The 12,340-nt window shown below is 43.7% G+C and carries 19 protein-coding genes; 4 read left to right on the forward strand and 15 right to left on the reverse strand.

Annotated features, from left to right (window positions below; all coding sequences use genetic code 11):
* The first annotated feature begins 17 nt into the window (after positions 1-17).
* The 4 genes from VL525_RS17955 to VL525_RS17970 all read left to right on the forward strand — a co-directional run bounded on the left by VL525_RS17955 (position 18) and on the right by VL525_RS17970 (position 3,348).
* Positions 18-965: a hypothetical protein gene (locus VL525_RS17955; protein WP_325388414.1), complete on the forward strand. Its 948-nt coding sequence runs from the start codon at positions 18-20 to the stop codon at positions 963-965.
* Positions 966-1,011: 46 nt separating this feature from the next.
* A complete protein-coding gene (locus VL525_RS17960; protein WP_325388415.1) occupies positions 1,012-1,719 on the forward strand; it encodes an ADP-ribosyltransferase in 708 nt (235 codons plus the stop codon).
* 223 nt (positions 1,720-1,942) lie between these two features.
* Positions 1,943-2,545: a peroxiredoxin gene (locus VL525_RS17965; RefSeq protein ID WP_325388416.1), complete on the forward strand. Its 603-nt coding sequence runs from the start codon at positions 1,943-1,945 to the stop codon at positions 2,543-2,545.
* A 251-nt stretch (positions 2,546-2,796) separates the two neighbouring features.
* Positions 2,797-3,348, forward strand: a complete 552-nt coding sequence (locus VL525_RS17970; protein WP_325388417.1) for a transposase — start codon at positions 2,797-2,799, stop codon at positions 3,346-3,348.
* A 362-nt stretch (positions 3,349-3,710) separates the two neighbouring features.
* Here the strand turns inward: VL525_RS17970 and rplQ are convergent, their stop codons facing one another.
* From rplQ to rpsH, 15 genes are all read right to left on the reverse strand, one after another.
* Positions 3,711-4,337 carry a 50S ribosomal protein L17 gene (rplQ, locus tag VL525_RS17975; protein ID WP_325388418.1) on the reverse strand — a complete coding sequence of 209 codons (627 nt, stop codon included), beginning with the start codon at positions 4,335-4,337 and terminating at the stop codon, positions 3,711-3,713.
* A gap of 129 nt (positions 4,338-4,466) precedes the next feature.
* On the reverse strand, positions 4,467-5,459 hold the full coding sequence (locus tag VL525_RS17980) for a DNA-directed RNA polymerase subunit alpha (RefSeq protein WP_325388419.1): 993 nt from the start codon (positions 5,457-5,459) through the stop codon (positions 4,467-4,469).
* A gap of 87 nt (positions 5,460-5,546) precedes the next feature.
* Positions 5,547-6,155, reverse strand: a complete 609-nt coding sequence (gene rpsD / locus VL525_RS17985) for a 30S ribosomal protein S4 (RefSeq protein WP_147034171.1) — start codon at positions 6,153-6,155, stop codon at positions 5,547-5,549.
* 68 nt (positions 6,156-6,223) lie between these two features.
* On the reverse strand, positions 6,224-6,613 hold the full coding sequence (gene rpsK / locus VL525_RS17990; RefSeq protein WP_325388420.1) for a 30S ribosomal protein S11: 390 nt from the start codon (positions 6,611-6,613) through the stop codon (positions 6,224-6,226).
* A gap of 121 nt (positions 6,614-6,734) precedes the next feature.
* Positions 6,735-7,112, reverse strand: a complete 378-nt coding sequence (gene rpsM / locus VL525_RS17995; RefSeq protein ID WP_325388421.1) for a 30S ribosomal protein S13 — start codon at positions 7,110-7,112, stop codon at positions 6,735-6,737.
* A gap of 152 nt (positions 7,113-7,264) precedes the next feature.
* Positions 7,265-7,381 carry a type B 50S ribosomal protein L36 gene (ykgO, locus tag VL525_RS18000; RefSeq protein WP_022833269.1) on the reverse strand — a complete coding sequence of 39 codons (117 nt, stop codon included), beginning with the start codon at positions 7,379-7,381 and terminating at the stop codon, positions 7,265-7,267.
* Between the two features lie 7 nt (positions 7,382-7,388).
* The gene (gene infA / locus VL525_RS18005) at positions 7,389-7,607 is read right to left on the reverse strand and encodes a translation initiation factor IF-1 (RefSeq protein ID WP_090643449.1); all 219 of its coding nucleotides are present in this window, start codon (positions 7,605-7,607) and stop codon (positions 7,389-7,391) included.
* A gap of 64 nt (positions 7,608-7,671) precedes the next feature.
* Entirely contained in the window at positions 7,672-8,463 is a 792-nt protein-coding gene (gene map, locus VL525_RS18010) for a type I methionyl aminopeptidase (protein WP_325388422.1), read from the reverse strand.
* 9 nt (positions 8,464-8,472) lie between these two features.
* On the reverse strand, positions 8,473-9,822 hold the full coding sequence (gene secY, locus VL525_RS18015) for a preprotein translocase subunit SecY (protein ID WP_325388423.1): 1,350 nt from the start codon (positions 9,820-9,822) through the stop codon (positions 8,473-8,475).
* A 6-nt stretch (positions 9,823-9,828) separates the two neighbouring features.
* Positions 9,829-10,275 carry a 50S ribosomal protein L15 gene (gene rplO, locus VL525_RS18020; protein ID WP_325388424.1) on the reverse strand — a complete coding sequence of 149 codons (447 nt, stop codon included), beginning with the start codon at positions 10,273-10,275 and terminating at the stop codon, positions 9,829-9,831.
* A gap of 4 nt (positions 10,276-10,279) precedes the next feature.
* Positions 10,280-10,459, reverse strand: coding sequence for a 50S ribosomal protein L30 (gene rpmD / locus VL525_RS18025; RefSeq protein ID WP_147034177.1), 180 nt, complete (start codon positions 10,457-10,459; stop codon positions 10,280-10,282).
* 5 nt (positions 10,460-10,464) lie between these two features.
* The gene (rpsE, locus tag VL525_RS18030; RefSeq protein WP_325388432.1) at positions 10,465-10,968 is read right to left on the reverse strand and encodes a 30S ribosomal protein S5; all 504 of its coding nucleotides are present in this window, start codon (positions 10,966-10,968) and stop codon (positions 10,465-10,467) included.
* Positions 10,969-10,995: 27 nt separating this feature from the next.
* The gene (gene rplR / locus VL525_RS18035; protein WP_414684787.1) at positions 10,996-11,355 is read right to left on the reverse strand and encodes a 50S ribosomal protein L18; all 360 of its coding nucleotides are present in this window, start codon (positions 11,353-11,355) and stop codon (positions 10,996-10,998) included.
* Positions 11,352-11,909 carry a 50S ribosomal protein L6 gene (gene rplF / locus VL525_RS18040; RefSeq protein WP_325388426.1) on the reverse strand — a complete coding sequence of 186 codons (558 nt, stop codon included), beginning with the start codon at positions 11,907-11,909 and terminating at the stop codon, positions 11,352-11,354. Before rplF ends, rplR begins: the two co-directional genes overlap by 4 nt.
* Positions 11,910-11,932: 23 nt before the next feature.
* The gene (gene rpsH, locus VL525_RS18045) at positions 11,933-12,331 is read right to left on the reverse strand and encodes a 30S ribosomal protein S8 (protein ID WP_325388433.1); all 399 of its coding nucleotides are present in this window, start codon (positions 12,329-12,331) and stop codon (positions 11,933-11,935) included.
* Between the last annotated feature and the right edge of the window lie 9 nt (positions 12,332-12,340).

Below are 12,340 nucleotides of genomic sequence, written 5' to 3' on the forward strand. Positions count from 1 at the left end.
AATTCTTTAAGACCTTAATGAATAAGCACGAAATATCCAAAATAGTTTCATTTATTAACGAGGTTAAACAACTTCCTGACGAAGTCGTCTCACCTGCCATTTATCGAGCGTTTACGTCCAATAATAGTACAGAACATGACCGAAAGTTAGCCTATGCCGAAGAAAAAAAATTATTTAAAACTGTTCACGAAATTCAGATAAGATTGCTTGCTTATTTTCGAGCATTGCCTGGAGATAATTCAACTTACATAGACTTAATTGGTGAAATAACTTTTAAGCCAAAGCATTTTGTTTACGACACAATTCATTTCGAAAACAATAAAGCTTGGTTAGCAGACAAAAATGCTTTATTCAATCTGCTCACCATGGCTAAAGTAGAATTTGAAGAAAAGGCTAGAATGGCAAAACAAAGTCCCGAAAATTCTTTTTTTTCTTATTTCAAAACAAAGGAAGCAAAGGGAATTATTCTATCGGCTTTATTAGCGCTAATAACTGGAATAGCTACTAAAGATTTGTGGTGGTACAAGCTATTCCCCGATCCCCATGAAATAAAACCTATTATTTCCAAGACAATAGACTCTGTTAGTGCTGATAAAAAATTAGTTATCAGCAAAACAGTTAAAGAGGTGTTCACAAATTACTACCATACTATAGAATCTCTTCGTGCCATGTATGTGCCTGTAAGCGCTGAAGGTCACATTCAAGACTATTTAGCAATGGAAACCACTAATATCAATTCTATGATTCTAAATAAATCTTATGTTCATCGTTTCTCAACAAACGAAAGATTTTGGACGGACAATGACTTTCGAGAAGTTGCAAAACTCATCAAGAGTAGGACCATCGATCATATTATGGAAATATCCAAAGAAGTTGAAAGTGAAGCTCAAGGTGGTTTTATGCTCACTGATGACAGATTAAGGTTACTAGAAGAAAAAGTTCGAATAGAATGTAGTTGCAATTAAAGTATCAATTGGAGCTTACTACAATTAAATTATTATTCATCATTGAATGAATTTAAAGGAATTTATAGACTCATATCCTAATCAGAAAGATCATCACAATGTTAGCATGAAGCGTCTTCATGATAAGGCTTTTAAGTCCTGGATGGAAGATTGTGAAAATGAACATCCACAGGAGCCGCGCGTTAATAGTTTAAAACAATTAGGTTTAAACGCAGAAGACGGATTTTTTATTTGGTCGTACACCGGTAGCTGTTCAAGTTGGCTAAATTGTGATAAGCGAGATTGCAATGAACATAATTCCGAGTGCAAGAAGCACTTCGCTAATGCGTTAGAACGAGCATTGCAAAAGTTGTCACCTTTCGAAGGAAAAGTTTGGCGATGGGAGCAGGCTGACGAAAATCTACGGAAGTTCAATTGGTTTAAGGATAATGTAGGCCTAACTGTGCGAGTTCCATATTTTTTGTCAACCTCAAAAGATGATATTACTGCTGACCCTATGCTTTGGGAAATAACCACAATCTCTAACGGACATGCAAGAGACATTTCAGAAATATCTAATAACTTGCATGAAAATGAAGTGCTTTTTCTTCCTGATGCCAAATTCAAAATCATAAGCGTTAAGGACGACAATAGAACAATTATAATGCAAGAATTATCACCAGATGCTGTAACCGAATTTGACCTATGTCGAGCATACGATCACGACCCTGAGGATGTTGACCCAAACATGGTAATACCAGGAATATTTGATTGATAGATGGGTATGGTTCCGCGTTAGGGATTGAAGTGAAACGCCCGCAGCGCGGCGAGGACTTACATCCCGATATTTATCGGGACAGGCCTCCAAACGCGGCCCGCTCCCACCAGCGGGCAACGCTCAACATCCCATCAAGTAAAATTTCTACTACCACCCAACTGTTTTCCCCAAACTATCGTAGCTTTGATTAAACACCATTAATTGTCCAAATCCACCAGTCATGACCAGGAAATCATATCTTTTATCTTTTTTAATTTTCAGCTTATCGCTGCTTGTAACCCGTACCGGCCTTGCCCAATCGGCTATGCTGAAAAAAGGCGACGCAGCGCCTGCATTTAACGCCAAAGCCAGCCTTGCCGGCAGCGAATTTGAATTTTCATTAAAAAAAGCCCTTGCCAAAGGTTCCGTTGTGGTTTATTTCTACCCTTCGGCTTATACCGGCGGCTGCGATGCCGAGGCACATGCCTTTGCCGAAGACAAGGCTAAATTTACCGCCGCCGGGGCTACCATCATCGGCGTATCGGCCGACGATATCCAGCGGCTGAACAAGTTTTCGTCCGATCCGGCGTACTGCGCAGGCAAGTTCCCGGTAGCATCAGACGCCGACGGCAAAATTGCAGCATCCTACGGGCTCACCATGGCAGCCGGCAGGGCCGGAATTAAAGATGCCATCGGCCAGGATCTTACCCACGGCTTTATCCCGCGCACTACTTATGTAATAGGCAAAGACGGTAAAATAGTCGCCGTCTTCTCATCCGAAACCGACCATATCTCGCCTACCGATCATGTTGAAAAGTCGCTGGCGATTGTAAAAGGGCTGTAATGTCGGGTTTGGGGTTCCCCCCCGGTTTGTAGAGACGCATGATTATGCCTCTCTAATGAAGCGTATATCGCATGATTATGCGTCTCTAACGAAACGTATATCCCGCGATACGCGTCTACCCCTGTAGAGACGCATGATTATGCGTCTCTAATGAAGCGCCCACCTGACATTAATGCGTCCCCAATTAACGTCCCCCTCTGCATGATTTTGTTTCTTACAAAACGTTTTCCATATTTATCTGCGAAAACCTTATGGAGGAAAAGTTCAAAAACAAATTCCGTATTCCATCTGCCCGGCTGCCTTGCTGGGATTATGGTTCCAACGGCCTGTATTATGTTACCATCTGCACAAAAGACAGAGTTCATTATTTTGGAAATATCGGCCTGAATAATAATTCAGAGACGCAAAATCTTGCGTCTCTACAACAAACACCTATCGGCCAAATCGCATACGATAACTGGTCGGGCATACCCAACCATTTTCCGTTCGTCCAACTGGACGAGTTCGTGGTAATGCCTAACCATATACATGGTATCCTTTATATAAAAAGGGACGATAAATTTGATTGGCAGATGAACAAATTCGGCAGTCAAAGCCGCAACCTCGCCTCTATTATCAGGGGCTATAAAGCATCCGTTAAAACCTGGGCAACAACAAACAATATCGAATTTGCATGGCAGCCCAGGTATTACGACAGAGTTATCCGAAACGAAAAAGAATATACAAACGTATGCGAATACATAATTAATAATCCCACCAATTGGTTATTAAGTGGGGATAACGAAGATAATTTATACCCATAACCCCGTAGAGACGCATGATTATGCGTCTCTTTTTATACCCCAAAACCGGGCGTTCACTTATTTAGTAGTTACTTTGTGCATTGGCTATCTCATCTACCTGCACCAATTGCGAGGAGCCTGCCTGCCTGCAGGCAGGGTACGACGAAGCAACCCCGTCGCTGCGCATACTAATAAACGCATGGCGAGGAGGATGCCGCGCTTCCTACGGTCGCTCGCAATGACAAAGTTTGTTAACAGCAATCACGTATCGTCACCTAAGCGCCTTCCGGACCTTCGTACCTGACAAAAACAAAAGCCCCGATCTTACGATTGGGGCTTTAATATTTTAAAGTCTCCCCTACCGGGGTAGATTTAGAGGGGGCTTATTCGCCTTTTTCAGCATTTTCCTCGTTAGCAGCAGGTGCTTCCGGAGTTTCTTCAGCAACTGGTGCTTCTTCCACTGCAGTTGCTTCAGCAACCGGGGCAGTTTCAACAACAGCTTCAGCCTTTGGCTCTTCAACCACTACGGCTTCTTCAGCAGCAGGAGCAGTGGCTACAGGTGCAGCAGCTTTAGCAGCGCCACCTTTGCCCGAACCACCACGGCGACGTGTTGATTTCTTCTCAGCTTTGGCAACATCCTTACCGTAAACGGTGTTGTAATCTACCAGTTCTATCATGGCCATTTCGGCGTTATCGCCCAAACGGTTTTCCATTTTGATGATGCGGGTATAACCACCTGGGCGGTTAGCTATTTTCTCAGCAATATCGCGGAACAGTATCGAAACCGAATCTTTATCCTGCAAATAGCTGAATACGGTACGGCGCGAGTGAGTTGTGTCGCTTTTAGCTTTGGTTAGTATCGGCTCAACATAAACGCGCAGCGCTTTTGCTTTTGCCAATGTGGTAGTGATGCGCTTATGCAGGATAAGCGACGACGCCATGTTCGCCATCATCGCTTTGCGGTGACTGTCGGTGCGGCCTAAGTGATTTACTTTTTTTCCGTGTCTCATTGTTTTGTTTGTTGTGGCACGTGCATACCGTCGGGCGGCGTTGCCGTCAAGCCCTCGGAATTACGCGGGTAGTGAATAGTCAATGGTCAGTAGTGAATATTGACTATTCACCATTGACCACTCACCAAATTATTCTTCGTCTAATTTATACTTCGCCAGGTTCATGCCAAAAGATAATCCTTTTGATTTAACCAGGTCCTGTATTTCTGTTAATGATTTCTTACCGAAGTTGCGGAACTTCAACATATCAGCAACGTCATAAGAAACTAAGTCGGCCAGGCTGCGGATGTCGGCAGCTTTCAGGCAATTCAGTGCACGCACCGAAAGGTCAAGGTCAACCAGTTCAGTTTTCAGGATCTTGCGCATGTGCAGAATTTCCTCGTCAACCTCTTTGGTTTCTTCTTTAGCCTGTGCTTCCAGCATCATGTTCTCATCGCTGAACAGCATAAAGTGCTGGATCAATATCTTGGCAGCTTCTTTTAATGCATCTTCAGGATGGATAGAACCGTCGGTAGCAATGTCCAGCACTAATTTTTCATAGTCTGTTTTTTGCTCCACACGATAGTTCTCGATGGTGTATTTTACGTTCTTTATCGGGGTGTAGATAGAGTCGATAGCGATAACGCCAACGTTAGCGTCGGGGTTTTTGTTTTCCTCGCTCGGAATATAACCACGGCCCTTGTTAATGGTCAGTTCGATCTCCAGGGTTACAGAAGTATCCATGTTGCAGATCACCAGGTCGGGGTTCAGAACGGTAAAGTTATTTGAGAACTTGGTAATGTCGCCGGCTTTGAAAGCATCCTGACCGTTTACGATCACAAATACTTTTTCAGTATCGCCCGAGTCACCCGATTTTTTCAAACGAACCTGTTTCAGGTTCAGAATGATCTCGGTAACGTCCTCAACAACACCCTTGATGGTCGAAAACTCATGCGTTACGCCCGAAAAACGAACGGAAGTAACTGCAAAGCCTTCCAAAGATGAAAGTAAGATACGACGTAAAGCATTACCAATGGTTATACCGAAACCGGGCTCAAGGGGACGAAACTCAAAAGTACCCTCGAAATCCGTTGATTTCTGCATGATAACCTTGTCTGGTTTTTGAAATGCTAAAATTGCCATTTATATCCTTTGTTAATTGTTTACTATTGATTTAAACCACGAAAATGATCAGTGAAAAACTGACCATTTTCCGCGGGAAATATTTTATTATTTAGAGTACAACTCGACGATAAGGTTTTCCTTGATGTTCTCAGGTATCTCGTCGCGGTTTGGATAGCTCAGGAATTTGCCTGTTAAATTGGCAGCATCCCACTCAAGCCAGCTGTATTTATTTATCTTTCTGCCTGCAACCGAGTTGCTGATGGCTTCCAGTGATTTTGATTTTTCGCGTACCGAAACTACGTCGCCGGCTTTCAGGCTGTATGAAGCGATGTTCACTACCTGGCCGTTCACGTTGATGTGCTTGTGGCCCACCAGCTGGCGTGCTGCCGAACGGGTTGGCGCAATGCCTAAACGGTAAACCGCGTTGTCCAAACGTGCCTCTAACAGTTTCAGCAGGTTCTCGCCGGTGATGCCTTCTTTAGCAGAAGCACGGTGGAACAGGTTCTCAAACTGGCGTTCCAATACACCGTAAGTGTATTTAACTTTCTGTTTTTCCTGCAACTGTACAGAGTACTCGGATTGTTTGCCCCTGCGTTTTGAAACGCCGTGCATACCCGGAGGGTAGTTTTTTCTTTCTAACGCTTTATCCGGGCCGAAGATGGGCTCGCGGAACTTACGCGCAATTTTGGATTTTGGTCCTGTGTATCTAGCCATTTTTATTGGTTTTTAAAGTATCAACCGGCCCGCAGCCGGCGACTCTTAGCTTTAAAAAATTATGTTAATTAAACTCTTCTGCGTTTTGAAGGACGACAGCCGTTGTGCGGCAACGGGGTGATATCTTTGATGGTTGTTACCTCGATACCGGTAGTCTGCAAAGTACGGATAGCCGACTCGCGACCAGCGCCGGGGCCTTTTACAAATACTTCAACCTTACGCAGGCCCAGGTCATAAGCAACTTTACCACAATCGGCAGCAGCTTGTCCTGCAGCATACGGGGTATTTTTCTTTGATCCTTTGAAACCCATTTTACCAGCCGAAGACCAGGAAATAGCCTGTCCGCTCTTGTTGGTCAAAGTGATGATGATGTTGTTAAAGGTAGCGTTTACGTGTGCTTCGCCAACAGGCTCAACAACAACTATACGCTTTTTGGTAACTTTTTTAGTTTTAGCCATCTGCTTTTTAATTATTGATTTGTTGAATTACTGAATTACTGAATAATTCGGACCCAACAACTTTTAATTTTATCTATTCCTAATGACTGATAATTAATCACCAGTCACTAATCTCTATTTATTATTTAGTAGCTTTTTTCTTGTTAGCAACAGTCTTACGTTTTCCTTTACGGGTACGTGAGTTGTTTTTGGTACGCTGGCCGCGCAAAGGCAAACCTTTACGATGACGTGTACCACGGTAGCAACCTATATCCATTAAGCGTTTGATGTTAAGCTGCACTTCTGAACGAAGGGCGCCTTCCACTTTTACCTGGTCATTGATAATTGTACGGATAGCAGTTAACTGCTCATCGGTCCAGTCTTGTACTTTAGTATTTAAGTCGACACCTGCCTGGGTCAAAATGTCCTGCGCAGTTGAGCGGCCGATACCATAAATGTAAGTAAGTCCGATCTCTCCTCTTTTGTTCTTTGGTAAATCAATACCTGAAATCCTTGCCATATTTTTCCTTTTGTTTTAAGTAATCGACCGAACGGCGGCTACCGTTGTACGAATCGATACATATTTTAATTTTGATTTATTGAATTGTTGAATTAATGATTGTTTAACTTCCGATTCAGTAAATCAATAATTCTATAATTCAATAACTATTCTTATCCCTGACGCTGTTTGAACTTTGGGTTCTTTTTGTTGATCACATAAAGTTTCCCGTTACGACGGATGATCTTGCAATCAGCACTGCGCTTTTTAATGGATGCTCTAACTTTCATCGCTTTATTATTTATATCTATAGGTTATTCTACCCTTGCTTAAATCGTATGGACTCATCTCCAGTTTCACTCTGTCGCCAGGTAAAATTTTGATGTAGTGCATACGCATTTTACCGGATATGTGTGCAATAATCTCATGGCCATTCTCCAGTTCAACCCGAAACATTGCGTTCGACAACGCCTCCCGAATTGTTCCGTCCTGTTCAATCGAAGATTGTTTAGCCATATTTTACTGATTATTACTTTATTATCCGCTTTAAAACCGGGATGCAAAATTAAGTATTTTTTTTCTAAATATTAACTTTTTCTTTCAAAACTTCATCAACGTATGAAAAAGACGAAAGGATGTCTGCTTTCCCTTTATTTATGGCTACTGTATGTTCGTAATGACACGATGGCTTTTTGTCTGAGGTAGATACTGTCCATCCATCGTTCCAGAACTTAACCCCTGCCCTGCCGGCGTTGATCATCGGTTCGATAGCGATAACCATACCTTCTTCCAGCTTAATGCCCGATCCGCGTTTGCCATAGTTGGGCACTTCAGGCTTTTCGTGCAGGTGTGTTCCCACGCCGTGGCCCACCAGTTCTTTTACCACACCAAAACCATTCTTCTCGGCATGTTCCTGTACCGCATAGCCAATATCGCCTACTCGCATACCGGCAACTGCTTTTTCAATTCCCAGGTAAAGGCACTCTTTGGTTACCCGCATTAGTTTCTTTACGGTATCATCCACTTCGCCAATGGCAAAGGTGTAAGCCGAATCGCCATAGTACTTGTTCATCACCACGCCGCAGTCAACCGATACCAGGTCGCCTTCTACCAATTCATGCTGACCGGGGAAACCGTGCACCACCTGGTCGTTAAGTGATATGCAAAGCGAATAGGGGAAACCGCCATAATTCAAAAATGCCGGCACTCCCCCGTTATCACGGATGAAAGTCTCGGCAAGTTTGTTTAATTCTATAGTCTTTATTCCGGGGCGTATAACTTTTGCTATCTCCCCAAGCGTTTTGGCAACAAGTAAAGAACTTTCTCTTATCAGTTCTATCTCTTCGACAGACTTATAATTGATCTTTGACATGTTATTAAATTAGATAACCGGCGGCGTTGTACCTGCCGAAGTAGGCGTAGCCGTCCGCCCGGTAATGCGCCCTGTTTTCATCAGGCCGTCATAATGCCTCATCAGCAAGTGGCTTTCTATCTGCTGCAAAGTATCCAGCACAACACCTACAAGGATGATAAGCGACGTACCGCCAAAGAACCTTGAGAAAATAGGCTGCACGCCAATTGCCGAAGCAAAGGCAGGTATGATAGCAATGATGGCCAGGAAAATAGATCCCGGCAGGGTGATCCGCGAAATAATGCCGTCGATAAATTCAGAAGTGGTCCTTCCAGGTTTTACACCCGGGATAAAGCCGCCATTCTTTTTCATATCGTCAGCCATTTGATTCGGGTTGATCGTGATCGCCGTATAGAAATACGTAAATACAATGATCAATACCGCAAACAGTAGATTGTGCGCCCACGAAGTGTAATTAGCCATCGACATCACGATCGGGTTGGTTGAAATCGAGGGGAACAACTGAGGGATATATGCCGGGATAAACATCAATGCCTGGGCAAAGATGATAGGCATTACACCCGCTGCATTAACTTTCAACGGTATATACTGGCGCACACCACCGTATTGTTTGTTACCCACAATACGTTTGGCATATTGCACACCAACCTTTCGTGTACCTTGTACGATGAGAATAGTTAACATCACCACACCTATCAAAGCAATAAGCTCGACGATGAATGTGATCAAACCGCCTTTACCGCCGGTACGTACGCTAAACTCTGTGAGGAACGCTCCTGGCAACTGCGCAATTATACCCACCATAATGATGAGCGAAATACCGTTGCCAATACCTTTATCAGTTATCTTTTCACCCAGCCACATCACGAATAATGTGCCCGCCGTCAATATAACTACCGACATCAGGTTAAAAGTAAATGCGTTTATCTCGGGGCTTATCTGGTTAGGTTGCAATTGCGATTTTACATAACCTACAGCCTGCAGTGCAGTTATACCGATAGTTAGGTAGCGTGTCCACTGGTTTAGTTTATTACGGCCGCTTTCACCTTCCTTTTGCAGTTTGGTAAAGTACGGCACAGCAATGCCCAGCAACTGCACCACGATAGATGCCGAGATATAAGGCATTACACCCAGCGCAAAAATAGACGCGCGGGAGAACGATCCACCGGCAAACATATTCAGAAGGCCTACCAGGCCTTCTTTGCCCTGTCCGTCGCTCAGGCTCGAGTAGATCACACCCGGTAAAACCACGTATGACCCTATACGATATATTAAAAGAAATAAGAGTGTGTTAATAATACGCACTCTTAGATCTTCAATTTTCCAGATGTTGGATAATGTAGTGAATAGCTTCCTCATTGGGATTTACAACTTTACGATAGTACCACCGGCTGCTTCAATTGCTTTTTGAGCTGTTGCTGAAAAAGCGTGAGCCTTTACTTCCAGCTTGGCTTTCAGTTCGCCGCGTCCCAGTATTTTAACCAGGTCGTTGCGCGAAACCAAACCATGTTCCTTCAAAGTTGCAAAATCAATTGCAGAAACCTTGTAAGTATCTACCAAATATTGCAAGGCATCCAGGTTTATGCTCACATACTCCACGCGGTTAGGATTTTTAAAGCCCACCTTTGGCACGCGGCGCTGCAACGGCATCTGGCCGCCTTCAAAACCTATCTTGGCGCTTGTACCAGAGCGTGAACCGGCCCCTTTGTGACCACGGGTTGACGTGCCGCCACGGCCCGAACCTGTACCACGGCCAATTCTCTTCCTGTTTTTAGTAGAACCTTCTGCAGGTTTAAGATTACTTAAATTCATGATATTAAATATTTTCAACAGCTACCAAATGATTAACTTTACGTACCATGCCAATAATAGCAGGCGTAGCTTCCACCTCAACACTGTGGTTTATTTTCTTTAAACCCAATGCTTCGATGGTTTTTTTCTGGCGCAAATTCCTATCGATCACGCTCTTAATCTGTGTTATTTTGATTTTTGCCATGACGATTATCCGTTAAATACTTTACCTAAACTAATGTTGCGGTGTTGTGCTACAGTATAAGCATCGCGCATTTGCGATAGTGCCGATACAGTTGCCTTTACCACGTTGTGCGGGTTTGATGAACCTTTTGATTTGGCCAATACGTTGTGTACACCTGCCGATTCAAGCACGGCGCGCATTGCACCACCTGCTATAACACCTGTACCGTTTGCAGCTGGTTTCAAAAAGATGAAACCGCCCGAAAACTTACCTATCTGCTCGTGAGGTATTGTACCGTTGATAATAGGCACTTTTACCAGGTTCTTCTTAGCATCGTCAATTCCTTTGGCAATTGCCTCGGTAACTTCCTTTGCTTTACCCAAACCGTAACCTACAACACCATTCTCATCGCCCACTACCACGATGGCAGAAAAGCTGAAAGTACGGCCACCCTTGGTTACTTTGGCTACACGCTGTATGCTCACCAGGCGATCTTTCAATTCGATCTCGCTGGTTTTTACTCTTTTTATGTTGATTGTTGACATCGCTCTTTCCTGTTAAAAGTTTAAACCGCCTTCACGTGCACCTTCAGCCAGTGATTTCACACGGCCGTGATATAAGTAACCGTTCCTGTCGAACACTACATCCTTAATTCCTGCAGCAACTGCTTTAGCGGCAACCAGCTTGCCCACGGCAGCCGATTGATCTGATTTGTTGCCTTTTGCGCTGAACTCTTTTGATAAAGATGATGCAGATGCTAAAGTTTTTCCGGTCACATCGTCAATCACCTGGGCATAAATACCTTTATTGCTCCTGTACACTGACAAGCGCGGACGCTCGGAAGACCCGGAGATCCGTTTCCTGATCCCCTTTTTAATTCTGTCTCTTCTTGATAATTTACCTGTCATGACGATTATTTTTTAGATGCTGATTTACCTGCTTTTCTTCTCAATTGTTCGCCAACAAACTTGATACCTTTACCTTTGTAAGGCTCTGGTGCGCGCAGCGAGCGTATTTTGGCAGCAACCTGGCCTATCAGCTGTTTGTCTATCGACTCCAGAATGATGGTTGGGTTTTTACCTTTTTCAGCAGTAGTAGTAACTTTTATCTCTTTAGGCAGCTCAAACACATAGTGGTGAGAGTAACCCAATACCAGGTCCAGAGTGTTGCCCTGGTTAGTAGCGCGGTAACCCACACCAACTAATTCCTGTTCCATTTTGTAACCGGTAGTAACGCCAACAACCATGTTGTTAAGCAGTGCGCGGTACAACCCGTGTAATGCTTTGTGACGTTTCTGATCAGTAGGACGCTGAACCAGCAGGTTCCCGTCTTCCTGTGCAACAGTGATATCGCTATCAACTGCCTGCTGCAATTCGCCTTTAGGGCCTTTTACCGTAACCAGGTTAGCATCGCTAACTGTAATGGTAACTCCCGAAGGTATTGCTATAGGTGCTTTTCCTATTCTTGACATTGCTTAATTTCCTCCTGATTTGATTAATAAACGTAGCACAATACCTCGCCGCCAATATTTTGCTGGCGTGCCTCTTTATCGGTCATTACACCTTTTGAGGTCGAGATGATAGCGATACCTAAACCATTTAATACCCGGGGCATATTGCCCGTGCCTGCGTATTTTCTCAAACCTGGTTTACTGATGCGCGAGATGCTGCGTATAGCAGGAACTTTAGTTATCGGGTGGTACTTCAAAGCAACCTTAATGATGCCTTGCGGACCAACTTCTTCAAACTTAAAGTTAGCAATGTAACCTTTGTCGAAAAGCACTTTCGTGATTTCCTTCTTCAGATTTGATGCAGGAATTTCAACAACCCTATGGTTGGCTTTAATAGCATTCCTTACTCTTGTAAGATAATCTGCGATTGGATCTGTATTCATTTTATTGTT

Source organism: Mucilaginibacter sp., from assembly GCF_035492695.1.
Classification (GTDB): Bacteria; Bacteroidota; Bacteroidia; order Sphingobacteriales; family Sphingobacteriaceae; genus Mucilaginibacter.